At 69.9% G+C, this 24,866-nt stretch carries 23 protein-coding genes; 20 read left to right on the top strand and 3 right to left on the bottom strand.

Features of this window, described 5'->3' with window-relative positions; genetic code table 11:
- The first annotated feature begins 4 nt into the window (after positions 1 to 4).
- The 17 genes from NB3_RS27020 to NB3_RS26945 all read left to right on the top strand — a co-directional run bounded on the left by NB3_RS27020 (position 5) and on the right by NB3_RS26945 (position 14,933).
- Positions 5 to 1,801, top strand: coding sequence for a nickel-dependent hydrogenase large subunit (locus NB3_RS27020; protein WP_067808967.1), 1,797 nt, complete (start codon positions 5 to 7; stop codon positions 1,799 to 1,801).
- 33 nt (positions 1,802 to 1,834) lie between these two features.
- Positions 1,835 to 2,749 carry a NifU family protein gene (locus NB3_RS27015; protein ID WP_067809052.1) on the top strand — a complete coding sequence of 305 codons (915 nt, stop codon included), beginning with the start codon at positions 1,835 to 1,837 and terminating at the stop codon, positions 2,747 to 2,749.
- Positions 2,746 to 3,381: a DUF5947 family protein gene (locus tag NB3_RS27010; protein WP_067808966.1), complete on the top strand. Its 636-nt coding sequence runs from the start codon at positions 2,746 to 2,748 to the stop codon at positions 3,379 to 3,381. The genes NB3_RS27015 and NB3_RS27010 overlap by 4 nt, the downstream gene beginning before the upstream one ends.
- Complete coding sequence (locus NB3_RS27005) at positions 3,378 to 4,025, top strand: DUF6084 family protein (protein ID WP_067808964.1); 648 nt, start codon at positions 3,378 to 3,380, stop codon at positions 4,023 to 4,025. Before NB3_RS27010 ends, NB3_RS27005 begins: the two co-directional genes overlap by 4 nt.
- The gene (locus tag NB3_RS27000; RefSeq protein ID WP_067808962.1) at positions 4,022 to 5,350 is read left to right on the top strand and encodes a hypothetical protein; all 1,329 of its coding nucleotides are present in this window, start codon (positions 4,022 to 4,024) and stop codon (positions 5,348 to 5,350) included. The genes NB3_RS27005 and NB3_RS27000 overlap by 4 nt, the downstream gene beginning before the upstream one ends.
- Positions 5,351 to 5,363: 13 nt before the next feature.
- Positions 5,364 to 5,483, top strand: a complete 120-nt coding sequence (locus NB3_RS36865; protein WP_085994907.1) for a DUF6893 family small protein — start codon at positions 5,364 to 5,366, stop codon at positions 5,481 to 5,483.
- A 23-nt stretch (positions 5,484 to 5,506) separates the two neighbouring features.
- Positions 5,507 to 5,824, top strand: a complete 318-nt coding sequence (locus NB3_RS26995; protein ID WP_067808960.1) for a hypothetical protein — start codon at positions 5,507 to 5,509, stop codon at positions 5,822 to 5,824.
- 13 nt (positions 5,825 to 5,837) lie between these two features.
- Positions 5,838 to 6,338, top strand: coding sequence for a hydrogenase maturation protease (locus NB3_RS26990; protein WP_067808958.1), 501 nt, complete (start codon positions 5,838 to 5,840; stop codon positions 6,336 to 6,338).
- A 2-nt stretch (positions 6,339 to 6,340) separates the two neighbouring features.
- The gene (locus tag NB3_RS26985; protein ID WP_067808956.1) at positions 6,341 to 6,583 is read left to right on the top strand and encodes a HypC/HybG/HupF family hydrogenase formation chaperone; all 243 of its coding nucleotides are present in this window, start codon (positions 6,341 to 6,343) and stop codon (positions 6,581 to 6,583) included.
- Positions 6,580 to 8,889 carry a carbamoyltransferase HypF gene (hypF, locus tag NB3_RS26980; RefSeq protein WP_067808955.1) on the top strand — a complete coding sequence of 770 codons (2,310 nt, stop codon included), beginning with the start codon at positions 6,580 to 6,582 and terminating at the stop codon, positions 8,887 to 8,889. The genes NB3_RS26985 and hypF overlap by 4 nt, the downstream gene beginning before the upstream one ends.
- A 16-nt stretch (positions 8,890 to 8,905) precedes the next feature.
- Entirely contained in the window at positions 8,906 to 9,232 is a 327-nt protein-coding gene (locus NB3_RS26975) for a HypC/HybG/HupF family hydrogenase formation chaperone (RefSeq protein ID WP_067808953.1), read from the top strand.
- On the top strand, positions 9,229 to 10,341 hold the full coding sequence (hypD, locus tag NB3_RS26970) for a hydrogenase formation protein HypD (protein WP_067808951.1): 1,113 nt from the start codon (positions 9,229 to 9,231) through the stop codon (positions 10,339 to 10,341). Before NB3_RS26975 ends, hypD begins: the two co-directional genes overlap by 4 nt.
- Positions 10,334 to 11,410 (top strand): hydrogenase expression/formation protein HypE, encoded by a 1,077-nt coding sequence (gene hypE / locus NB3_RS26965; RefSeq protein ID WP_067808949.1) that lies wholly within the window; start codon positions 10,334 to 10,336, stop codon positions 11,408 to 11,410. Before hypD ends, hypE begins: the two co-directional genes overlap by 8 nt.
- Positions 11,411 to 11,484: 74 nt before the next feature.
- Entirely contained in the window at positions 11,485 to 12,552 is a 1,068-nt protein-coding gene (nicT, locus tag NB3_RS26960) for a Nickel transporter NicT (RefSeq protein ID WP_218020645.1), read from the top strand.
- The gene (locus tag NB3_RS26955; protein ID WP_067809048.1) at positions 12,552 to 13,289 is read left to right on the top strand and encodes a DUF6390 family protein; all 738 of its coding nucleotides are present in this window, start codon (positions 12,552 to 12,554) and stop codon (positions 13,287 to 13,289) included. The genes nicT and NB3_RS26955 overlap by 1 nt, the downstream gene beginning before the upstream one ends.
- 695 nt (positions 13,290 to 13,984) lie before the next feature.
- Positions 13,985 to 14,494: a DUF2231 domain-containing protein gene (locus tag NB3_RS26950; protein ID WP_067808947.1), complete on the top strand. Its 510-nt coding sequence runs from the start codon at positions 13,985 to 13,987 to the stop codon at positions 14,492 to 14,494.
- 28 nt (positions 14,495 to 14,522) lie between these two features.
- Positions 14,523 to 14,933 carry a hypothetical protein gene (locus tag NB3_RS26945; RefSeq protein WP_067808945.1) on the top strand — a complete coding sequence of 137 codons (411 nt, stop codon included), beginning with the start codon at positions 14,523 to 14,525 and terminating at the stop codon, positions 14,931 to 14,933.
- Between the two features lie 61 nt (positions 14,934 to 14,994).
- Here the strand turns inward: NB3_RS26945 and NB3_RS26940 are convergent, their stop codons facing one another.
- A complete protein-coding gene (locus NB3_RS26940) occupies positions 14,995 to 17,025 on the bottom strand; it encodes an ArnT family glycosyltransferase (protein WP_067808943.1) in 2,031 nt (676 codons plus the stop codon).
- 121 nt (positions 17,026 to 17,146) lie between these two features.
- Positions 17,147 to 17,875: a transcriptional repressor LexA gene (gene lexA, locus NB3_RS26935; protein WP_084823708.1), complete on the bottom strand. Its 729-nt coding sequence runs from the start codon at positions 17,873 to 17,875 to the stop codon at positions 17,147 to 17,149.
- A 268-nt stretch (positions 17,876 to 18,143) separates the two neighbouring features.
- Here lexA and NB3_RS26930 point away from each other — a divergent pair, with 268 nt between their 5' ends.
- The 3 genes from NB3_RS26930 (at position 18,144) to nrdR (ending at position 20,654) form a co-directional block, all read left to right on the top strand.
- Positions 18,144 to 18,608, top strand: coding sequence for a hypothetical protein (locus NB3_RS26930; RefSeq protein WP_067808942.1), 465 nt, complete (start codon positions 18,144 to 18,146; stop codon positions 18,606 to 18,608).
- Positions 18,609 to 18,733: 125 nt separating this feature from the next.
- Positions 18,734 to 19,978: a hypothetical protein gene (locus NB3_RS26925; protein ID WP_067808940.1), complete on the top strand. Its 1,245-nt coding sequence runs from the start codon at positions 18,734 to 18,736 to the stop codon at positions 19,976 to 19,978.
- Positions 19,979 to 20,183: 205 nt separating this feature from the next.
- A complete protein-coding gene (gene nrdR, locus NB3_RS26920; protein WP_067808939.1) occupies positions 20,184 to 20,654 on the top strand; it encodes a transcriptional regulator NrdR in 471 nt (156 codons plus the stop codon).
- A 1-nt stretch (position 20,655) separates the two neighbouring features.
- Here the strand turns inward: nrdR and hrpA are convergent, their stop codons facing one another.
- Entirely contained in the window at positions 20,656 to 24,738 is a 4,083-nt protein-coding gene (gene hrpA, locus NB3_RS26915) for an ATP-dependent RNA helicase HrpA (RefSeq protein ID WP_067808938.1), read from the bottom strand.
- Positions 24,739 to 24,866: the final 128 nt, after the last annotated feature.

Here is a 24,866-nt window from a genome sequence, read left to right as displayed (position 1 = left end):
TCTGATGACCCAGATCATCCCGGAGCCGTCGCACAAGACGATCGAGCCGGACCGCCTCGTCGAGATGGCGTGGGACCCGATCACTCGCATCGTCGGCAGCCTCGGCATCTACACCAAGATCGACTTCGAGAATCGGGAAGTGGTCGAGTGCCACAGCACGTCCTCGATCTTCCGCGGCTACTCGATCTTCATGAAGGGCAAGGACCCGCGCGACGCGCACTTCATCACCAGCCGCATCTGCGGCATCTGCGGTGACAACCACGCCACCTGTTCGTGCTACTGCCAGAACATGGCCTACGGCGTGCGCCCGCCGCACCTCGGCGAGTGGGTCGTCAACCTCGGCGAGGCCGCCGAGTACATGTTCGACCACAACATCTTCCAGGAGAACCTGGTCGGCGTGGACTACTGCGAGAAGATGGTCGCCGAGACCAATCCGGGCGTGCTGGCCAGGGCGGAGAACACCGAGGCTCCGCACGCCGGCGACCACGGGTATCGCACCGTCGCCGACATCATGCGGGCGCTCAACCCGTTCACCGGTGAGTTCTACCGGGAGGCGTTGCAGGTCAGCCGGATCACGCGGGAGATGTTCTGCCTGATGGAGGGCAGGCACGTGCACCCGTCCACGCTGTATCCGGGTGGGCCGGGCACGGTCGCGACCATCCAGTTGATGACCGACTACATGTCCCGGCTGATGCGCTACGTGGAGTTCATGAAGAAGGTCGTGCCGATGCACGACGATCTGTTCGACTTCTTCTACGAAGCGATGCCGGGGTACGAGAAGGTCGGTCTGCGGCGCACGCTGCTGGGCTGCTGGGGCTCGTTCCAGGACCCGGAGGTCTGCAACTTCGAGTACAAGGACATGGCGGACTGGGGCCGCAAGATGTACGTGACCCCCGGCGTCGTCGTCGACGGCAAGCTGCTGACCACCTCCCTGGTCGACATCAACCTGGGTCTGCGGATCCTGCTGGGCAGTTCGTACTACGAGGACTGGACCGATCAGGAGATGTTCGTCAAGACCGATCCGCTGGGCAACCCGGTGGACCGGCGCCATCCCTGGAACCAGCACACCAATCCCCGGCCGCAGAAACGCGACCTGGACGAGAAGTACAGCTGGGTCATGTCGCCGCGCTGGTTCGACGGCACCGACTACCTTCCCTTGGACACCGGTGGCGGCCCGCTGGCGCGGCTGTGGTCGACGGCGCTGGCGAACCTGATCGACATCGGCTACGTGAAGGCGACCGGGCACAGCGTGCAGATCAACCTGCCCAAGACCGCTCTCAAAGGTCCGGTCACGCTGGAATGGAAGATCCCGGTGCACGGCAGCAACACCCTCGAGCGCAACCGCGCGCGCACCTATTTCCAGGCGTACGCGGCCGCCTGTGCGCTGCACTTCGCGGAGAAGGCGATGGCGGAGATCCGGGCGGGCCACACCAAGACCTGGGAGAAGTTCGAGGTGCCGGAAGAGGGGATCGGCTGCGGCTTCACCGAGGCGGTGCGCGGCGTGCTGTCGCATCACATGGTGATCAGGGACGGCAAGATCGCGAACTACCACCCGTACCCGCCGACGCCGTGGAACGCCAGCCCGCGCGACAGCTTCGGCACGCCGGGACCCTATGAGGACGCGGTGCAGGGCCAGCCGATCTTCGAGGAGAACGATCGCGAGCACTTCAAGGGCATCGACGTCATGCGCACCGTGCGCAGTTTCGATCCGTGCCTGCCGTGCGGCGTGCACATGTATCTCGGCAAGGGCAAGACGCTGGAGAAGCTGCACTCACCGACGCAGACGCTCACACCCGAGTGAGTCCGCGTCGGGCGAAACGACCCGGAGGTGACGGTGGAGGATCGCCCGGACGGCCGGGACGACGCGACGCTCGACGACTCCCGGTGGCGTGAAGCCGGTGATCGCATCGAGACCTTGCTGGAAGCGAGTTCGGCGGGCGGTGCGCTCGCCCGCGAACGCGCGGAGCAGCTGGTGCGCGAACTGGTCGGACTCTACGGCGCGGGACTGACCCGCGTGATCGAGCTGCTCGACGACGCGGCGGTCGAGCGGCTGGCCCGCGACGATCTGGTCGCGAGCTTGCTGCTCGTGCACGGGTTGCATCCGCACGATGTGACCACCCGCGTGGCGAACGCGCTGGACAGCGTGCGTCCGTATCTGGGGTCCCACGGCGGCGACGTCCATCTGGTCGACATCGCCGACGGGGTGGTCCGGTTGGAGCTGGCGGGTAGCTGCAAGAGCTGTCCGTCCTCGTCGGTGACGCTCGAACTGGCCGTGGAGGACGCGGTGCGGGCGGCCGCGCCGGAGATCGAGTCCATCGAAGTCGTCGCCGCGGCGACCGAGTCGGCGGGGGTGATCTCCGCCGACTCGCTGTTCTCCCGCGTGCGCGCGGACGGCGGGCGGTCCGGCAGCTGGGTCGCGGTCCCGGAACTGGCCGAACTCGGCGCGGGCGAGGTGGGCGGTTTCGCCGTCGGCGGGCTCACCGTGCTCGCCTGCCGGGTGGGGGAGGAGTTGTACGCCTACCGGGACCACTGCCCGGCGTGCGACCGCTCGCTCGCGGGTGCGGCGCTGGAGCGGCGCGTGGGTTTCCCCGCCGGTGACGCGGTGCTGCGGTGCCCGACCTGCCGGGCGCACTACGACGTGGTGCACGCGGGCGCCAGGGTCGACGGCGACGGGCACCTCGAACCGCTGCCCGTGCTGGTGCGCTCCGGCGAACTGTCGGTGGCGGTGCCGGTGGAGGTCGGCGGGTGAGCACACCGTTTCGCGCGCTACAGCGGATCGCCGCCGATCGCGGGCCCGGCCCTCGGCCCGGCGAGCGGTGCGAGATGTGCGCGGAGCGCATCGCCGAGCAGCACCAGCACGTGGTGAATGTCGAAGGCAGACAGTTGATGTGCGTGTGCCGCGGCTGCTACCTGCTGTTCGTCGACCAGAAGGCGGAGCTGCGCTATCGGGCGGTGCCGGACCGGTATCTGGCGTTCCCCGATTTCACGATCAGCCGGGCGGAATGGGACGCGCTCGATATCCCGGTGAGTCTGGCGTTCTTCTTCCGCAATTCCGCGCTGGACCGCACGGTGGCGTTCTATCCAGGGCCCGCGGGCGCGACGGAGTCGGAATTGCCACTGGAGCAATGGAATTCGATTCTCGATCGGCATCCCGAGCTGGACGTGCTCGCCCCCGATGTGGAAGCGCTGCTCATCCGGGTGCCCGACCGCCGCACCGAGCGGGCGGCCTGCCTGCTGCTGCCGATCGACGCCTGCTACGAGTTCGTCGGCCGGATGCGGCTGCTGTGGCGCGGATTCGACGGCGGCCAGGACGTGCACCGGTATCTGGAGCAGTTCTTCGCCGAGGCGTCGGCGCGCGCGAGATCCGGTGGTGCGGCATGAGCCCGGTGTACTCGACGACGTTCGCCGTGCTCGAGATCAAACCCGAGCCGTACGCCGTCGCGCCGATCCTGTCCGCGCGCGTCGGCATCGCCGCGCTCGCGGAGGAACCCGTGCACGCCATCGCTCTGCGCGCGCAGGTGCGCATCGAACCGTTCCGCCGTGGCTACTCCGACGAGGAGGCCGCCGGGCTGGTCGATCTGTTCGGTCCGCGCGAACGGTGGCACGAGACCCAGCGTTCGTTCCTGTGGATGCACTGCGCCACCATGGTGCCGAGTTTCACCGGCGGCGCCCAAGTGGACCTGCCGATGCCGTGCACCTACGACTTCGAGGTGACCGGATCGAAGTACCTGCACGCGTTGCGCGAAGGTGTGGTTCCGCTGTTGTTCCTGTTCAGCGGGACGGTCTTCATCCGGGGCACGACCGGATTCGCCATCCAGCAGATCCCGTGGGACCGCGAGGACAAGTTCGAGATGCCCGTGTCGGTGTGGCAGGGCCTGATGGACGCGTACTACCCGAATTCCGGCTGGGTGCGGCTGCACAACGACACGCTCCGGGCGCTGGCCGGTTACAAATCCAGCCACGGCCTGCCCGGCTTCGACGACGCGGTGACCCGGTTGCTGACCAGCAGCGAGGAGACGCCGTGACGACCGCGGAAGCTCGTGCCCGCGCCCGCGCCGTGGCCGACGCGGTGCTCTACGAGGGCTACCTGCTCTACCCCTATCGGGCCGACGCGCGCAAGAACCAGTCGCGCTGGCAGTTCGGCGTGCTCGGGCCGCGCGGGGCCGCCGCGGCCGGGCTCGGTGAGGAGTCGACTATGTCGGCCCAGTGCCTGATCGATCCGGGCGAGCATCCCGAGCTCACGCTGACCGTGCGGTTCCTACAGCTCCAGCGCCGCCAGGTGGTGGACGAGGACGGCACGCCCGTCGCGGAGCTGACCGATGGCGCGCGGTCGTGGCTGTCCTGGGACGAGGCGGTCGAGCAGGAGATCGCCGTCGGCCCGGTCGCGCCGGGCCCTCTGGTCCGCCCGCTCGACATCCCGGGCGGCTCCGACGCCGAGCGGATCGCCACGGCCGCCGTCTCCGCGCCCGGCTCGTTCGTGCGGACCCGGCTGCCGCTGGCGGGCGAACTGGAACTCGCCGCCGACCGCGACGACGGTTTCCTGCGGCTGACGGTCGTCCTGCGCAACGTGGGCGCGCCGGCGACCGACAAACGCGACGCCATCGCCCGCTCGCTGATCGGCGCGCACGTCATCGCGGAGATCACCGGCGGACAGTTCGTCTCCCTGCTGGAACCGCCGCCCGATGCCACCGCCGCGGCCGCCCGCTGCGACCGATACCGGTGCTTCCCGGTGCTCGCGGGGCCGCCGGGCGATTACAGCGTGGTGCTCATCTCGCCGATCATCCTCTACGACCACCCGGAGATCGCGGAGCAGAGCGAAGGCGCGCTGTTCGACTCCACCGAGATCGACGAGATCCTCACGCTGCGCATCCTCACCATGACCGACGCGGAGAAGGCACGGGCCCGCGCAACCGACCCGCGCGCGGCGGAGATCATCGACCGCTGCGAGGCCATGTCGCCCGACGCGATGCGGCAGCTGCACGGGGTGCTGCGCGACCCGCACGCCGAGGGGCCGGGGTTGATCCCGGAGGTTCCCGAAGGCGTCGATTGGTGGGACCCGCTGGCCGACGCGGCCGTTCGCCCCGACCTCGACGCCGTGCCGGTGGCGGGGGCGCTGGTGCGCAAGGGCAGCCACGTCCGGCTGCATCCGGCGCGGCGGGCCGACGCCCAGGACCTGTTCTTCGACGGGCAGTGCGCCCGGGTCGTCTCCGTGCACCAGGACGTGGACGGGCAGGCGCACGTCGGGGTGGTGCTGGATGCCGATCCGGCGGCCGAGCTGCACGAATGGTACGGGCGCTACCTGTATTTCGCGCCCGACGAACTGGAGCCGCTCGACGGCACCGAGGAATGAAAGGAAGTCCGCAATGGAAACCGTGGGAGTGGTCTCGACGACCGTCGTCGCCGTGCTGGTGGCGGCGGGGGTGTATCTCGGCGTGCGGTCGATCCCGGATCTGCGGCGATACCTGAAGATCCGGCACATGTAGCGGGGCATCGGAAAGGAAGCATCATGGGTGAACATCGCGAAGAGCCGCAATCGGCACGTGGCGCGCCTGGTTCGCGCGACGCGGGCGCGAATGTCGCGGCCGGAGGCCCGGCGGAACGGGAACCGGGGCACATCGATCACGAGGAGATGACCTCCGCGCATTCGGACGACGTCAAGAAGGGCACCGAGTTCACCTCGCAAGCCCCGCCGGGCACCGAAGCGGCGGCGCCGCCCTACGACGAGCGCAAGGACACCGCCAACGTTCCCGGCGAGACGGCGACCGGAAAGGTCGACGACGCGCGGGTCGGCGGCGCGACCACGCCCACCGAGGAAGAGGGGTGACCCGACGGCCGCGGTGCTGATCGCCGGGATCGGCAACATCTTCCTCGGCGACGACGGATTCGGCCCCGAGGTGGTGCGCAGGCTGCCGCGCCACCCCGCCCCCGGCGTGCGCGCGGTGGACTACGGCATCCGCGGCATGCATCTCGCCTACGACCTGCTCGACCCCTGGGCGGCGCTGCTGTTGATCGACGCGCTGCCCGACCGCGGCGCGCCCGGCCGGATCGAGGTGTTCGGCGCCGAACCGGAGGACACCGGCGCCCAGCTCGACGCCCACGCGATGAGCCCGGACGCCGTCTTCGCCGGGGTGCGCGCGCTGGGTGGCGTGCTACCGCCCACGGTGGTGATCGGCTGCCAGGTCGCCTGCGTGGCGGAGGGCATCGGCCTGTCCGCCCCGGTCGCCGCGGCGGTGCCGGAGGCGGTCGCCGCCGTCGGCGAGGTGCTCGCCGCGTTCGTGCCCACCGCGGTATCCGATGGCTCCCCGCTTCCGCGGGCCACAGCGCGACAGGAGGACTGACGATGTGCCTGGGCATCCCGGGACGAGTGCTGGCGATCCCCGACGGCTACCACGACCAGATCGCGCTGGTCGACGTGTCCGGCGAGCAGCGGAAAGTGAACATCGGCCTGCTCGACGACGATCCGGCCCAGCCGGGTGACTGGGTGATCATCCACATGGGCTTCGCGGTGGAGAAGACCGACGAGGCGGGGGCAACGGCGGCGTTGAGCGGGCTGCGTCTACTGCAACGCGGAGACCAGCCATGAGTACCGTGCGGCTGCGACGGCGTCTGCTGGTGCGCGGTGTGGTGCAAGGCGTCGGGTTCCGGCCGTTCGTCTACACCACCGCCGCCGAACTGGCTTTGTCCGGCAGCGTGAGCAACGACAGCGACGGCGTGGTCATCGAGGTCGAAGGAGCGCCGAGGGAGCTGGACGAATTCGCCCGGCGGCTGCGACTGCGGCCGCCGCCGCTGGCGGTGGTCGAGTCGGTGGAGCAGGCCGACATCCCGGCGCGCGGCGGCACCGGATTCCACATCGCGGGCAGCACGCGCGACGGCGGCGGTCGCACGCTCGCCTCACCCGATGTCGCGATCTGCGCCGACTGCGAACGCGAGCTGCGCGATCCGCGCGATCGCCGGTATCGCCATCCGTTCGTCAACTGCACCAACTGTGGACCGCGCTTCACCATCATCGCGAGCCTGCCCTACGACCGGGAACGCACGTCGATGGCCGACTTCGCCATGTGCGACCGGTGCGCCGAGGAATACGCCGATCCCGCCGACCGGCGTTTCCACGCGCAGCCGATCGCCTGCCCGGACTGCGGTCCCACGCTCGCCTATACCGGACCGGGAGCGGGCGCGCCGCTGACCGCCGCGCGGCGACTGCTGCGCGAGGGCGGCATCCTCGCGGTCAAAGGCATCGGTGGATACCACCTCGCCTGTGACGCCACGAACGAGTCGGCCGTCGCGGAACTCAGGCGCCGTAAACGCCGCGGCGACAAGCCTTTCGCCGTCATGGTGCCGGATCTGGCCACGGCGCGCGCGGTCGTCACCGTCGACGCCGCCGCCGCGAACCTGCTGACCAGCCCGGCTCGCCCCATCGTGCTGCTCGCTCGACGCTCCCCGCGCGCGGAACACCCTTCGAGCGATACCGGGTACGACCCGGTGCCCGCGCTCTCGGTGGCGCCCGGCAACCCCGACCTGGGCGTCATGCTCGCCTACACCCCGCTGCACCTGCTGCTGTTCGGCCTGCCCGGCGATCCACCCGGCCCACAGGTGCTCGTGATGACCTCGGGCAACCTCGGCGGCGAGCCGATCTGCTACCAGGACGACGACGCCCGCACCCGCCTCGCCGGTCTCGCCGACGGCTGGCTGTCACACAACCGGCGCATCCTGGTCCCCTGCGACGACTCGGTGGTGCGCTGCCTGGACGGCCGCGAACTGCCGGTCCGGCGCTCGCGCGGCTACGCGCCGCTGCCGCTGCTGCTTCCGGTTCCGCTGCCACCGACGCTCGCCGTCGGCGCCGACCTGAAGAACACCTGCGCGATGGCCGACGGCCGCTACGCCTGGCTGAGCCAGCACATCGGCGACATGGACGACCTGGCCACGCTGCGCTCCTTCGACGCAGCGCAGCGCCACCTCGGCGAACTCACCGGGGTCCGCCCCGCGCAGCTGGTCGCCGACGCGCACCCCGCCTACCGTTCCACCGCCTGGGCGCGCAGGCACGCGGGCGAGCGTCCCGTGTACACCGTCCAGCACCATCACGCGCACATCGCCGCCGTCATGGGCGAGCACGGACTCGGCGCCACCGAGCAGGTGGTCGGCATCGCCTTCGACGGCACCGGATACGGCCCGGACGCGGCCGTGTGGGGCGGTGAGGTCCTGCTGGCGGGTTACAAGGGCTACCGTCGTCTGGCGCACCTGAAGTACGTGCCGCTCGCGGGCGGGGATCTCGCCGTGCGCAGGCCCTACCGCATGGCGCTGGCTCATCTGCGTGCGGCCGGGATCGACTGGCGCGAGGACATTCCCGCGGTCGCGGCGTGCCCGCCCGCGGAGCGTTCCGTGCTGGCCCACCAGTTCCGGACCGGGCTCGGCTGCGCGCCCACGTCGAGCATGGGACGGTTGTTCGACGCGGTGTCCTCGCTGTGCGGCGTGCGGCACGTCGTCGACTACGAAGCCCAGGCGGCGATCGAACTGGAAGGACTCTCGCGCGCCGGGCCGGAAGACGACAGCGCCTACCGGTTCCCGGTCGTGGACGGAGATCCCGCCGGTATCGATCCCGCGCCGGTGATCGCGGATGTGGTCGCCGATGTTCGTGCGGGCGCGCCCCCGGGGGTGGTGGGAGCGCGCTTCCACGCCGCCGTCGCCCGGCTGGTGCTCGACCTGGCGGCTCGTTACGCCGCTCCGGGGACGGTCGTCGCCCTGTCCGGCGGCGTCTTCCAGAACGCCCTGCTGCTCGCGCGATCGTGTGCGCTGCTGCGCGGCAACGGGTTCACCGTGATCACCCACCACCGCCTGCCGCCCAACGACGGCGGCCTCGCGTTCGGGCAACTCCTCGCGTGCAGCGAGGGATGAGCGAAGGAGAGCAACGATGTGTCTTGCGGTACCAGGCAAAGTGCTCAGCCTGCACGAGCGGGACGGCACGCTGATGTCGGTCGTCGACTTCGGCGGCGTGCACAAGGACGTGTGCCTGCAATACATCCCGGACGCGGCGGTCGGCGACTACGTCGTGGTCCACGTCGGTTTCGCTATCCAGCGTCTGGACGAGGACTCCGCGCTGCGGACCCTGGCCGAGTTCGAGCACCTCGGCGTACTGAACGAGGAATTCGGCGACGGTTTCGCCATCGCCGCGAAGCAGGCGGGCCTGGACAATCCCGCCGCCGAGCCGTCACGCGAGGAACCGGAGGACCGGTCATGAAGTATCTGGACGAATTCAGCAACCCCGAGCTGGCCCAGCGCCTGCTCGATCGGATCCGCGCCACGACCAGTCGCCGCTGGGCGATCATGGAGGTCTGCGGCGGACAGACGCATTCGATCATCCGCCACGGCATCGACCAGCTGTTGCCCGACCAGATCGAGATGATCCACGGCCCCGGCTGCCCGGTCTGCGTCACCCCGCTCGAGGTGATCGACAAGGCGCTGGAGATCGCCGCGCGACCGGGCGTGATCTTCTGCTCGTTCGGCGACATGTTGCGGGTGCCGGGCAGCTCCAAGGACCTGTTCCGGGTGAAGAGCGAGGGCGGCGACGTCCGGGTGGTGTACTCGCCACTGGACGCGCTGAACCTGGCCAAAGAGAATCCCGACCGCGAGGTCGTGTTCTTCGGCATCGGCTTCGAGACCACGGCTCCGGCCAACGCCATGACGGTCTACCAGGCGAAGCGGCTCGGCATCAGGAACTTCTCGCTGCTGGTGTCGCACGTGCTGGTCCCGCCCGCCATCGCCGCGATCATGGAATCGCCGACCTGCCGGGTCCAGGGATTCCTCGCCGCCGGGCACGTCTGCACCGTGATGGGCACCGACGAGTACCCGCCGCTGGCCGAGCAGTACAAGGTGCCGATGGTGGTCACCGGATTCGAGCCGCTCGACATCCTGGAGGGCATCCGCCGCACCGTGCTGCAACTGGAGTCGGGCAGGCACGAGCTGGAGAACGCCTACCCGCGCGCGGTGGCGGCGGCGGGCAATCCCGCGGCGAAAGCCATGCTGCAGGACGTCTTCGAGGTCACCGACCGGGCCTGGCGCGGCATCGGCGTGATTCCGAACAGCGGCTGGCGGCTGTCGGAGCGCTATCGCGAGTTCGACGCCGAACACCGCTTCGCCGTCGGCGACCTGCACACCGCCGAGTCGACCGTCTGCCGCTCCGGCGAGGTGCTGCAAGGACTGATCAAGCCGCACGAGTGCGCCGCGTTCGGCAAGGAGTGCACGCCGCGTAACCCGTTGGGCGCCACCATGGTGTCCTCCGAAGGCGCGTGCGCCGCCTACTACCTGTACCGGCGCCTGGATCTGCCTGCGGAGGTGGCTCATGCCTGAGGAAGGCGCCGCTCCCGTGACGATCGACATGGAGGGCTGGGTCTGCCCGATGCCGCTGCGGGATTCGCCGAACATCGTGATGGGACACGGCGGCGGGGGCGCGATGTCCGGCGAGCTGATCGAGCACCTGTTCCTGCCCGCGTTCGGCTCGGCAGCGAACGCGGACCTGACCGATTCCGCGGTGGTCACGCTCGACGGCACGCGGCTGGCGTTCTCCACCGATTCGTTCGTGGTGAAGCCCCTGGTGTTCCCCGGCGGGACGATCGGCGAGCTCGCGGTCAACGGCACGGTGAACGATCTGGCCATGTCCGGTGCCCGCCCGATGGTGTTGTCCACCGCGTTCATCCTGGAGGAGGGCACCGCGCTGGCCGACATCGCGCGCGTCGCCCAGGCGGTCGGCACCGCCGCGCTGGCCGCGGAGGTCCAGCTGGTCACCGGGGACACCAAGGTGGTCGACGCCGGGCACGGCGACGGGATCTACATCAACACGGCCGGGATCGGCGTGGTCGCCCCGGAGGTGGACATCCGGCCGCAGCGCGCCACCCCGGGCGACGTCGTGCTGGTCAGCGGCGAGATCGGCGTGCACGGTGTCGCGGTGCTCAGCTGCCGCGAAGGACTGGAGTTCGGCACCACCGTGCTCAGCGACACCGCGCCGCTGCACGGCTTGGTCGCGGCGATGCTCGCCACCGGCGCCGACGTGCACGTGCTGCGCGACCCCACCCGCGGCGGCGTCGCGGCCTCGCTCAACGAGATCGCCCGCGCCGCGAAAATCGGCGTGGCGCTGGACGAACGGCAGCTTCCCGTGCCCGACGGCGTGCGCGACGCGTGCGGGCTGCTCGGGCTCGACCCGATGTACGTGGCCAACGAGGGCAAACTGCTGGCGTTCGTCGCGCCCGAGGACGCCGATCGCGTGCTGGCGGCGATGCGGGAACATCCGCTGGGCGCACAGGCCGCCGTGATCGGCCGATGCGTCGCCGAACATCCCGGCATGGTGGTGGCCCGCACGGCACTCGGCGGTACGCGGGTGGTGGATCTGCCCGCGGGCGAGCAATTGCCGCGGATCTGCTGACGCGGGGACTCACAGAAGGCGAGGTGTGGATCATCGTTCGGATCGCCGACGCGCCTGCGACGTCGCGCGCCCCGCTGGACGGGCGGCAGCGGCGCGACGTCGCGGGGATGGCGGCGGTCGTCGTCGCCCTGCACGTCCTCGGGTGGTCGGCGCTGCTGCTGCTCGTGGTTCCCGGCGGCTACACGGTGGACGGTGCGGTATTCGGCGTCGGCCTCGGCGTCACCGCCTACACGCTGGGGATGCGGCACGCGTTCGACGCCGACCACATCGCCGCCATCGACAACACCACCCGCAAGCTGGTCGCGGACGGGCGCAAGCCGCTGTCGGCCGGATTCTGGTTCTCCCTCGGGCACTCCACCATCGTTTTCGTCCTCGTCGCGCTGCTGGCGTTCGGCGTCAAAGCGCTGGCGGGCGACCTGCGCGACGAGAACTCCGGGTTGCAACGGTGGAGCGGCCTGTTCGGCACCGGCGTCTCCGGCACTTTCCTGCTCGCCATCGGGGCGCTGAACCTGGTGTCGCTGATCGGGATCTGGCGGGTGTTCCGTGGGATGCGCCGGGGGAGCTACGACGAGGCCGCGTTACAGCGGCGTCTGCACGACCGCGGCGCCTTGCAGCGGGTGATCGGGCCGCTGACCAAGGCGGTGCGCGCGCCGTGGCAGATGTATCCCGTCGGGCTGCTGTTCGGCCTCGGCTTCGACACCGTCACCGAGGTGAGCCTGCTGGTGATCGCGGGCGGCGCGGCGGCGACCGCCCTCCCGTGGTACGCGATCCTCGTGCTGCCCGTGTTGTTCTCGGCGGGCATGACGCTGTTCGACGCGCTGGACGGCGCGTTCATGAACTACGCCTACGGGTGGGCGTTCGCCGGGCCGCTTCGCACGGTCTACTACAACATCGTCGTCACCGGCCTGTCGGTGGCCGTCGCGTTGCTGATCGGCGCGCAGGAGATGATCTCCTTGCTGGCCGACGAATTCGGCATCGCCGACGGACCGCTCGCCTGGGTCGGCGGACTGGATCTGGGCGCCATGGGCTTCGTGATCGCCGGGCTGTTCCTGCTCACCTGGGCGGTCGCCGTCGGGGTGTGGCGATTCGGCCGGATCGAGCAGCGATGGTCCACCGGCCGCACCGGCGGAGGTCCGTGCTGATGGCGATCAGCGGAGCGGAGATGTTCGCCCGGTACGCCTACGCCCCCAATCGGCTCGGCTACTGCGGGCCGCCCGACGCCGCGGCTCTGCGCGACGGCTCCGACGAGCAGGTGCGCGCGGTGGCGCGCCGGTTCACCGGAGCATGGCCGTATCTGCGCGTGATGGCCGAGATGACCGGCATAGCGGACCCGCTGGACCGCAGGCTCGTCGAGTCCTACTGGCTGGGCGGCGGCATCGGCGCCGACCTGGACGCCCGGGAGTTCACCGCCGAACTGCTGGCTCTCCTCGGCCCGGTCGCCGGCGGTTACTGGACGCATCTGACACCGGGGCTGGCCGAGGAGGCGGCCGCCAACCACTGCTTCCACGTCTTCGGCGTGTACCCGTGGTCGCGGCTGCTGCGGCACGGCAGCGCGCATCCCTTGCACGTGCTCGACAACTGCCGGATCACCTGGGGAACGGTGCTCGACCGCACCGGCGGTGAGGTCGTGTTGCGCTGCCGCGGGCTGAGCTGGGACGGGGAACGTCTCGCGCTGTCGGCGGAAGCGGCGCGGTCGGTGCCGATCCGGGTGGACGGGTACGCGGCGCTGCCGGACGTCGCGGTCGGGGAGCGGGTGGCGGTGCACTGGGGGCGGCTGTGCGGTCGCCTGGACGACGTCCAGACGAGTGCTCTCGAGGCGGCGACGGTGCGTCAACTGGAGCTCACGAACCGGCGACTGGCCGCACGAGCGGCTCGGTGATGCGCTGTGTGACGTCGCGTCGCGCCCCGGCGGCGGACGCATCGCCACCGTCGCCGAGATACGCGTACCTGGAATGCCGGCTTCGCAGCGGACACGATAATTGGGAAATCAGTCGGTTTCGATGCGTGTTTCGGTCACCTCCGCGCGGCGTATCCTGTATATAGCTGTCGAGCCCGACCCGGAGGAGCGACACGTGTACGCCGATAGTCGTCCGGGCAAAAGTGCAGAAACCGTTCCCCGGATGTTTTCTCCGGTGTTTTGCCGCGTCCTCCCGCCATCGTGCCCGACCGGCTGATCCGCTTTCCGGAATCATCCGAAGGGAGGTGAACTACCGTGATGGGTCAGATGATGGGGATGATCCGCGACATGTGGAACAACATGTTTCCGAACATGCCGATGCCCATGCTTCCGATGATGTCGTAGGCGCTCCACAAGCAGGAAAGCCCAGCCTGGCAATCGACCCGTAATTCGGCTTCACGGCGTTGGGTGCGGCTTTCTCGAATGGGGGTGTGTAATTTCCTCACGGTGGTACGTCCACTTCGTGGCCTACCGTAATCGATGCACAATTCCCGCGTACCGAAGAGCGATATCCGTCGGCCGTCGGCCGAGTGAGACGACTCGACGGACCGCGCCGAGTGTCGGCTCCGCGGCCGGTCGGCGGATGCGACGACGAGCGACCTCGGTGTGGGTGCGCCATGACCGGTGATCCGCGGCAGGCGAAGCGCCCGGTGACCGCCGCGCTGGCCGGTCCCTACGGGCATCCCTTCCATCCGATCCTGGTCACCGTCCCGATCGGCGCCTGGGTCGCCAGCCTGGTGTTCGACCTCGCATCCCGGTTGGTCGATGATCCGGAGTTCCTGGTCAAGGGATCGTCATGGCTGATCGCGATCGGCGTGCTCGGCGCCTTGGCCGCCGCGAGTATCGGGTTCCTCGATCTGCTCGCGATCCCGACGGGTACGCCCGCCTTCCGCACCGGCTTGCTGCACATGACGCTCAATCTGCTGGTGACCGTCGCCTATGCGCTCGGTTTCGTGTGGCGGCGGGGCGCCGACACCGCACGCGCGGTCCCGGCCGGGCCACTGGCGCTGTCGGTGGTGGCTTTGGTGACAGTGGCGGTTTCCGGGTATCTCGGGGGCAAGCTCGCCTATCGGTACGGCGTCCGTGTCGCCGACGAGACCACTCAGGCAGACGGCTTCACACGCTGAATCCCTTCCCAACGTCAGGAGGCACACCATGGGCATCGCCGCACTGATCTTCTGGTTGCTCACCGCGGGCGGCGGGTTCTTCCTGCTCGGCACCTGGATCGCCAAGGGCGGTGCGCGCCAGCCGAATTCGACCCAGCTGCCGGTCCCGGTGCTGTTCGGTCACTTCTTGCTGGCCGTGGCCGGGCTGATCGTCTGGATCGTGTACCTCGTCGTCGACAGCACGGCGCTGGCGTGGACCGCGTTCGTGCTGCTGATCCCCGTCGCGCTGCTCGGATTCACGATGCTGCTGCGCTGGATCCCCATCTACCAAGGGCGTGCCACCGGAACGGCCGAACCTCCCGAAAGGCACTTTCCTGTCGCCGTCGTCGCGGGTCACGGCGTTTTCGCCGTGACGACCGTCGTGCTGGTGTTCCTGACCGCACTCGGCGTCGGCGACTGATCCCTTCGGCGCGGACCACCGCCACGGGGTGGCGGTGGTCCGTTGCTGCCGGGCTATCCGGTCATTTCGCGCAGACCGTGGTAGACGAGGATTGCGCACAGGCCGGGGCGGTGAGGTCGTAGACCGCGACGTTGCCGATGTGGACCGCGTTGTAGTGCGCCGATACCCAATCGGCGATGTCCTTGTGCCCGGCGGGCCGCCACCATCCGTTGTCCGGGATGTCGGTCCCTGCTCCGGGAGATCGATCGCGTACCCGCCACGAATCGGGCAGCCGCACCTCCTGCGCGAGGTAGTAGGTCAGCTGATGGGTGCGAACCATAATCTGGAAGTCGTCGAGGCTGGGCACCGGATCGTCGGAGGTGAAACCGCCGATGGCGACGACCGGGGTATGGCTGGCCAGTTCCAGCGACGCGGCGACCGAGGATCGGTCGACGGCGGCCGACCATGGCGTGGAAGTCGCGCGCAGCAGCGCGGCGAGCTGTGGTTCGACCTCTCCGTTGACGAACGCGGTCACCTCGCGGCGCACGTCGTTCGCCGGATCGACCGCCGTGCGCGCCGGGCCCACCGTCGGGCTGCCTCCCGTATGCGCCTGTGGCAGCGTTGCCGCGGCGTAGGCGGTCGATCCGCCGATTCCGGCGAGTACGCCCACGGCCACGAGCACCGATACGGCCCTGGTTCGCACCCGCCGCGCCCCGGCCGGGAACGCGGCGGCGGCCAGTCCGAGCGCCGCCGCCAGCGTGATCACCACGAGCGTCCAGCGCAACGGTGGCAGCCATCCGGGATCGCGGTTCAGCAGGACGAACGCCCACAGTCCCGAGGTCAGCACCAGCGCGGCCGCGCCCACCCGGCCGAACGCCTCCGATCGCCGCCGCCACATCTCGGCCACCCCGACCGCGAACATCCCGGCCACGGCGGGACCGATCGCCAGCGTGTAGTAGGCGTGCATGCCGCCGCGCATCACGGTGAAGGCGACGCCGTCGACGATCAGCCACAGTCCGAAGGCCAGCGCGGCCGCGCGCACCGGGTCCGTTCGGGGCGCACGCAGGCGCGAGAGCAGCACGAGCGCGAAGGCGAGCAGGGCGGCCGGAAGCAACCAGGAGATCTCGAAACCGATCTCACCGGTGAACAGGCGAGCCGGGCCCGGCCCGCTGAACCCGGCGAACCCGCCCCCGGCGTGCCCGGCGGCCTGCGGCATCTCGTATCCCGGCGGTAGCGCGAACCTGTCGGCGCCGTGGTGGTTGTGGCCCAGGAAACGGGCGAACCCGTTGTAGCCGAGCACGAGATCCATGAAGGTGTTGTCCGTCGAGCCCGCCAGGTAGGGCCGCTGCGCGGCGGGCCACAGCACCGTCAGCAGCACATACCAGCCCGAGGAGACGACCAGTGCCGCCGCGGCGGCCGACAAGTGCAGCAAGCGGTTTCGCATCGAGGTCGGCGCGACGATCAGATAGGTGAGCGCCAGGGCGGGCAACACCATGAGACCTTCGAGCATCTTCGCCAGGAACGCGAACCCGAGCGCGACGCCCGCCAGCGTCAGCCAGCGCACGCTCGCCTGCCGCGCCGCCCGCAGCGTGCAGTACGCGCCGGCGGCCATCAGCAGCACCATCACGGCGTCCGGATTGTTGAACCGGAACATCAACGCCACCACGGGCGTCGCCGCCAGGACGGCCCCGGCGAGCATACCGGCCCCCCGGCTCGCGGTCGCCCTGGTGACCATCGCGTACATCAACGCCACCGCGGCGACGGCCATCAGCGCCTGCGGCGCCAGCACGCTCGCACTGCCGAATCCGAACAGCCGGACCGACAGGCCCATCACCCATTGCGACACCGGCGGCTTGTCCACCGTGATGAAGTTGCCCGGGTCCAAGGAGCCGAACAGCACCGCCTTCCAGTCCCGCGCACCCGACCAGGCGGCCGCGGCGTAGAAGCCGTTGCCCATCCCGTTGACCGTGATGTGCCACAGATACGCGGCGGCGGTCCCGGCCAGCAGTGCCGCCAACCCCACGCGGTCCCGCGGGCGTGCGGGCGGCAATTGGGCAGTAATGGCAATCGGATTCGCATCGGGCACGGCGGCCTCGGCGGGGATCGCTGTCACCGCAGGAGTCTCGCAAGCATCCCGGTGGATCCGCTGCGCGCAGGCTGGCAATCAGCTGTGAATCCAGGACGTCCACCGGCCGACGGGCGGGCCACCGGCGGTGGATCGTTCCGCGGGGCCGTCAGATCTTGCGGATGACGGTGACGACCTTGCCCAGGATCTGGGCGTCGTTGCCGGGGATGGGCTCGAAGACCGGGTTGTGCGGCATCAGCCAGACATCCTTGCCGGTGCGCTTGAAGGTCTTGACCGTGGCCTCGCCCTCGATCATCGCCGCGACGATGTCGCCGTTCTCCGCGACGTTCTGCTGCCGCACGACCACCCAGTCGCCGTCGCAGATCGCCGCGTCGATCATGGACTGGCCGACGACCTTCAGCAGGAACAGCGAACCGTCGCCGACCAGCTCGCGCGGCAGCGGGAAGACGTCTTCCACGGCCTGCTCGGCCAGGATCGGTCCACCGGCGGCGATGCGCCCGAGGACCGGGACGAAAGTGGGGACCGGTCGGTCGACGTCGACGGTGATCTCACCGTCGTCCACCGCCGCGACCGGCAGGCTGGTCACCGACCGCACCACTTCGTCCAGCCCGCGCACGTCGACGGCGCGCGGCCGGTTCGGGTCGCGGCGCAGGTAGCCCTTGCGCTCCAGGGCGCGCAGCTGATGGGCGACCGAGGAGGTGGACGTGAGGCCGACGGCGTCACCGATCTCCCGGATGCTCGGCGGGTAGCCGCGCTCGCTCACCGAGGTGCGGATCACCTCGAGCACTTTGCGCTGACGCACGGTGAGATCCGCCCCGCTACCCGCCGCGTCGGCGCCGCTGTCGGTCTCGTCGCCCGTGTCGTCCGTCTGCCTCACCGCAACCGCCCTTTCCTGCTGTGCCAGGCCGGTCCGTGCCCGGCGCGTGTCTTCATGGCCTGTCGTGTCTTCGGTTCTTCGAATCTAGTCCGGTCGCGCCGCTGGATCAAACATCTGTTCGACGTATGTCGGGGGTTCGTGCTGACTTTGTCGCCGCGGCGTGGTAGAAATCGAACACCAGTTCTTCGAACACATGAGCGAATCAATTTTGAACGTGTGTTCGAACGGCTCGAACGGCCACGGAGCACCCACTACGGAGGTTTGTCCGATGAGCACTGTGATCAGCCATGTCACCCCTTCCGTCGGCGCGGCGGAGGCCGAAGGCGAGCGGCGCGCCGCCGATCCCGCCCCGGCGAAGGACGGTCTCGGGTACGAGACGGCTCGGCGGCTGCTGTGCGGCGGCGCGCGTCCGCGGACGCTGACGCCGGCGCACCGATCCGCGGTCGATCGGCGTCCGCCCGGCGCGCGCCCCGGTGCCGGCATGGTCGATTACGACCGGGGCGCAGGCACTTTCGCGCCGCGGCGTCCCCGTGGCGAACACCCGATGCGCCGGATCGAGCAGGCGCAGATCGGCTTCGCCGCGCTCGCCGTCGCCGCACTGCTCACCGCGGTGATGGTGGTGGGACTGATCGCCTTGGCGCATGTGCGGGCGGGTGAGTGGGGCGGGTCGGGCCGATCGGTGCCCGCGGTAGTGGACCGCCCTGGCGTGCCGGGCAGCGGCGATTCGCGGTGAGCGCAAGGGAATCCGGCCATCGTCGGCGGCCGGATTTGTGGATCGGCAAACTAGAACGTGTTGCTACCGTGCTTCGAACATGATCCGGGCGACAACGCCCGAACGAAGCCGGGACTTTTCAGCACATGACACTCCGCACCGCAGGCCGCGTCTTGATCCGCTTGGCCGCATTGTCCCTTTGTCTGGTCTTCGGGCTCGGCGCGGCAGCCGTCGCCAAGGCCGAACCCGCCTATGCGGCATATCTCGACCTCCCGTCCGTCAACGGCGACGGCGCGGGGCCGGGCGGACTGAATCCCGTTCTGCCGCTGGACGACTCCGTCCTCGCGGAGGCGTTGCGGCAGGCGCGGGCCGACGCAGTGCCGCCGCGCCGGTACGCGACGCTGCTGCACCAGTACTGGCTGGTGGTCGCCACCCGCAATGCCGACATCGACCTGGCCGCATGGGATCCCGGTCGTGGCCCGCGCGCCAACGAACGCACCTTCAATCAGGTGTACGTCAACTACCTGCGGCTGGCCACACAGCACCCGGAGTTCTACTGGGCGGGCCTCGCCGGCATCGCGGGCGGATCGTTCGCCTCCGGCTTCTTCGACATGAGCGATGCGGGCGCCGTCCTGGACGTGCCCGGCATCCATCAGCTCGGTGACACGGTCGCCGACCTCCTGCGCGCCACCCCACCGGAATTGGCGCGTGCCCTGCCGGAGGACGTCCGGTTGCTCGTCACCGAAGGTTCCCGCCTGACCGCGGCGGACGTCGCCTGGTACCAGACCCGCCTGATGATCATGCAGAAGCACATCTTCACGGATCTGGTGCCGATGCACGAGGCCTACGTCGCGCTCGGCCTGCGCGGTATCGACGAGATGTCCGCGGCCGGTGTCCTCGACGAGGACATCCACGCCGCGTGGCGGTCGGTCGCCTCCGGCACTCGGGACGGTTACATCGACGCGCTGGTCCGGATGACCGATCGGGAGCAGAACCGCGTGGTGGCCGACCAGTGGGACGAGACGTCGGCGGGTCGTGCGCCCATCGGCCGGGTACTCACCTACGTCAGCACCGTCGCGGGCAAACCCGCTGTTCCCGGCGTTCGCGCGCCCGGCGTGTTCGCCCCGGCGGTGGTCGGCGCGGAAGTAGGAGGCCGCAGCGTCGCGCTGCGTGTCCCGTTGCCTGCCTTCAACTGGGCCGACCGCGACACGCGGTGGACCTACATCACCGAAGACCTGGTGCCCCGCCACATCGATATGGAGGCCGATTCCGTCTCGGCGGGCGCCGTCCTCGGCGAGGCGTTCTGGAGCAAGCTCGCCCGCGGTCGCCTGGCCGCCCGGCTGCCCGACCTGCTGGCGGACCTGACCGCGCACTGGCAGATCTCCGGGTGAGCGAGCCGTGCCCGCGGCCGGGGTGAGTGCGACAAACCGGAAACCCGGACGGGTATCCTCGAAGTGTTATGCAGGTGTTCCGCGTGTCGCACGAGGGATGCCTGGTGCCGGGGTATAGACCTCTGTACACGGGCTCGCCGGACCGATCGCCGCGATCGGCGTCCGGTCCGGACGCGAGCACGCGCATCGACGAAGGATTTCTCGGATGCATTGCCCGTACTGCCGACACCCCGACTCCCGGGTGGTGGACTCGCGCGAGGCCGACGAAGGCGCGGCCATCCGCCGCCGTCGCGCCTGCCCGCAATGTGGGCGGCGGTTCACCACGGTGGAGACGGCCATCCTGTCGGTGGTCAAGCGCAGCGGCGTCACCGAGCCGTTCAGTCGCGAGAAGGTCATCCGGGGCGTGCGCAGGGCCTGCCAAGGCCGTGAGGTCGACGACGACGCGCTGAACCTGCTCGCCCAGCAGGTGGAGGACGCGGTGCGGGCGAAGGGTTCTCCCGAGGTACCCAGCCACGAGGTGGGGCTGGCCATCCTCGGCCCCCTGCGTGATCTGGACGAAGTGGCCTACCTGCGCTTCGCCTCGGTCTACCGGTCGTTCACCTCCGCCGAGGACTTCGAACGCGAGATCCGCGAAATGCGCAGGGCCCGCGCCGAAGCGTTGTCGGCCGCCGACTGACTCAGCGCCGGACGGCGGCGATCGCCTTCTCGATTCGCTTGGCTGACACCGGAAACGGGGTGCCGAGCTTCTGCGCGAACAGGCTCACGCGGAATTCCTCGATCATCCACCAGATGTCGGTGACCGCGGGCGCATGCCTGCGGGTCTCCGGTAGCGACGCGACCAGGCGGTCGTATGCGGCCAGGACCCGATCGATTTCGGCCATGCCCTGCCGATCACGCACGGCGGAGCCGGGCAGCGCCTCCAAACGTGCCACCGCGGCCTGGAGATAGCGGGGCAGCTCACGCAGCCTGGCCGCGCCCGTCTCGGAGACGAAGCCGCGGAACACCAGATTGTCGAGCTGATGACGGACGTCGTCGGCGATGTCGCGCTCGCTCGTTCGTTCCAGTGCCGCGGAGACCTGGTGCGCACCGGCGAGAATCGGCACCACCAGACGAACGAAACGCGCCACGGCGGCGGCGAAATCGGGCCGGATCCGAGCGACGAGCGCGTCGAATTCCGCCGGGTCGTGCACCGGCCCGCCCGCGGCCGCGAGCAGTTCGTCGGCGGCGGCGGCGCGGCAGTCCTCGAGCAGCGCCTCCAGGGAGCCGTAGGGATTCTGGCTCAGGGCGAGCCGGTCCCCGGGCGAGAGGCCCGCGGTGGCGGAGCGGACCGACGTGGGCAGCGCGTGCAGCAACAGGGCTCTGGTGCCAAGGCGCATGGCGGCGGACTGCTCCGCGGGGGAGCTGAGCACCCGAACCGCCACGCCGTCCCCTTCGGCGACGAGCGCCGGGTAGCCGGTGACGGTCTGCCCCGCGACCTCGCGGCGCACCGTCGGGGCGATGGTGCCGAGCGACTCGGAGGTCCACACCGTGGCGGGCGGACGTTCCGAACCCGCGGTGGCCCTGGCGACCGAGGCGGAAACTTGTTCGGCCAGTTGCGTTTTCAGTGCGGTGAGGCTCTTGCCGCGCGCGAGCGTCGTGCCGTCGTCGCCGATGGCGGCGAAGGTCATCCGCAGGTGATCGGGCAGTGCGGAGACGTCGAAGTCGGTGGGGGCGATCGAAACCGAGCCGAGCCGGGACAACTCGCGCGCCAGCCCGGCCCGCAGCGGCTCCGCGCGCGGGGTGAGCGCCGCGAGGGCGGCGGCCGCGAAATCAGGAGCGGGAACAACACTGCGCCGCAATGCCTTCGGCAATGTCTTGATCAACGCGGCGGCCAGCTCGTCGCGCATGCCAGGCACCAGCCAGTCGAAACCGACGGCGCGGACGTGGGCGAGCTGTTCCACCGGAATCCGCACGGTGACGCCGTCGTCCTCGTTGCCCGGCTCGAACTGGTAGGAGAGCGGGAAACTGAGTTCGCCCTGTCGCCAGGAGTCGGGGAAGGCCGCCGGGTCCAGCGCGGCCGCGCCCTCGTTGACCACGGTCGAAGTGGAGAAGTCCAGCTGAGCCGGATCTTCCCGGCGCGCGCTGCGCCACCAGCTGTCGAAGTGCCGCACCGAGACGATGTCGGCGGGCAGGCGCTTGTCGTAGAACTCGAACAGCACCTCGTCGTCGACGAGGATGTCGCGGCGGCGGGCGCGGTGCTCCAGGTCGGCGACGTCGTCGAGCAGCGCGCGATTGCGATGGAAGAACTCGTGGCGGGTCTGCCACTCGCCCTGCACCAGGGCGTGGCGGATGAACAACTCGCGCGACAGCTCGGGGTCGATGCGTCCGTAGTCGACCGGCCTGCCGGTGACCAGCGGGATCCCGTACAGCGTCACCCGTTCGTAGGCGCGCGCCGAGCCCCGCTTGGCCGACCAGTGCGGTTCGGAGTAGGTGCGCTTGACGAGGTCGCCCGCCAGCCGCTCGGCCCATTCCGGCTCGATCTTCGCGGCCATCCGGCCCCACAGCCGCGAGGTCTCGACCAGTTCCGCGGCCATCACCCAGCGGGGTGGCTTCTTGGCCAGCGACGAACCGGGGAAGATCATGAACTTGGCATTGCGGGCGCCGAGGAATTCCCTGGTCTCCGCCTCGCGGACGCCGATGTGCGACAGCATGCCCGCCAGCAACGCCTGATGGATGGCCGTGGCGTCCCAGGGCAGTCCGTCGCTGTCCCCGGCAGCCGTCGCGGCGGCGGACCGGCCTTGTTCGGGGCCGGGGCGACCGTCGCGCGTACCCCGACGGGATCTGTTGGCGGACTTACGAGCTGTTGTGGCCGCTTCGGCTGGGAGCCGCGCGCCGTCCTCCGCGTCCTCCGCTCGCGTGGACCAACCGAGGCCCCTGGTGATGGTGCGCAGTTGGCCGTGCAGGTCCTGCCACTCCCTGATCCGCAGATAGTGCAAGAACTCCTCACGGCACAGGCGCCGGAATTGGTTCGACGACAACGATTTGCGCTGTCCACCGAGGTAGTCCCACAGGCGTAGGTAGGCCAGGAAATCGGAGCCTTCGACGGTGAAGCGCGCGTGTTTGGCGTCGGCTGCCTGCTGCTGCTCGGCGGGCCGCTCCCTGACGTCCTGGATCGACAGCGCCGCGACGATCACCAGCACGTCGGCCAGGCAGCCGGTGCGTTGCGCCTCCACCAGCATCCGCGCCATGCGCGGATCGACCGGCAGCTGGGCCATGTCGCGGCCGATCGGCGTCAGCGACAGCGCGTCGCCGCCGCCGGCCCGGCGCGCGAGTGCGCCGAGTTCCTCGAGCAGGGCGATGCCGTCACGGATGGCGCGGCGGTCCGGCGCCTCGACGAACGGGAAGTTCTCGATGTCACCGAGACCGAGCGCGGTCATCTGCAGGATGACCGCGGCCAGGTTGGTGCGCAGGATCTCCGGATCGGTGAACGTGGGCCTGGATTCGAAGTCCTCTTCCGAATACAGCCGGATGCAGATGCCGTCGGCGACGCGACCGCAACGCCCGGAGCGCTGCCGCGCGGAGGCCTGGGACACCGGTTCGATCGGCAACCGCTGCACCTTGGTCCGCATGGAATAGCGCGAGATCCGCGCGGTGCCAGGATCGACGACGTACCGGATGCCCGGCACGGTGAGCGAGGTCTCCGCGACGTTCGTCGCCAGCACCACCCTGCGTCCGGTGTGCGGGGCGAACACGCGGTGCTGCTCGGCGGTGGACAGCCGGGCGTACAGCGGGAGGATCTCGGTGCGGGGCAGCTTCAGATCGCGCAGCGCGTCGGCGGTGTCGCGGATCTCCCGTTCACCGGACAGGAACACCAGCACGTCGCCGTCGCCCGCGGCGAACAACTCGGTCACCGCGTCGCCGATGGCGTCCACCGGGTCCCGGTCGACGACGCGGGTGTCCTCGTCGTCTTCGTCCTCGGTGGTATTCGGCAACTCCAGCGCGAGCGGGCGGTAGCGGATCTCCACCGGGTACGAGCGCCCTGACACTTCCACGATCGGGGCGGGCGTGCCGTGTTCGTCGGCGAAGTGCCGGGCGAACAGTTCGGGATCGATGGTCGCCGAGGTGATGATCACCTTGAGGTCGGGCCTGCGCGGCAACAGCTGCTTCAGGTAGCCGAGCAGGAAGTCGATGTTGAGACTGCGTTCGTGCGCCTCGTCGATGATGATCGTGTCGTAGCGGCGCAGCAGCCGGTCGCGCTGGATCTCGGCGAGCAGGATGCCGTCGGTCATCAGCTTGACCAGGGTGTGCTCGGAGGCGTGGTCGGTGAACCGCACGGTGTAGCCGACGACGTCGCCGAGTTCGGTGCCCAATTCCTCGGCGATGCGCTCGGCCACGGTGCGCGCGGCCAGCCTGCGGGGCTGGGTGTGCCCGATGGTGCCGCGAATGCCGCGGCCGAGCTCCAGGCAGATCTTCGGGATCTGGGTGGTCTTGCCGGAGCCGGTCTCGCCGGCGACGATGACCACCTGATGCTCGGCGATGGCCGCCGCGATGTCCTCGCGGCGGGCGGTGACCGGAAGCTGCTCCGGGTAGCGGATCTCCGGCACCGCGGCGCGGCGCGCTTCGACGCGTAGTTCGGCCGCCGTGATCTCCGCCTCGACCGCACTCAGATCGCCGCCGCGTGCTTTGTCGAGCCTGCGCCGCAACCGGTGTTCGTCGCGAAGGGAGAGATTCGCCAGGCGGGTGCGAAGGTCGCGGAGATCGGTGGCGGCTGTCCTGGTCATTGCATCGACCAGCGTAGCGAAATCCGCCAGCGGATTTTTCCACCAGGCGGCGCGGTCGGTAGCCGGGGTCCGCCTCCGCCCCGGTGCCACACCCGTGAATGCGCTGGTCAACGCGCGGGTGCGCCCTG

The sequence above is a fragment of the Nocardia beijingensis NBRC 16342 genome, assembly GCF_001612785.1.
Taxonomy (GTDB): Bacteria; Actinomycetota; Actinomycetes; order Mycobacteriales; family Mycobacteriaceae; genus Nocardia; species Nocardia beijingensis.
Note: the sequence above shows the minus strand (reverse complement) of the source record. Positions and strands in the feature narration are given on the sequence as shown.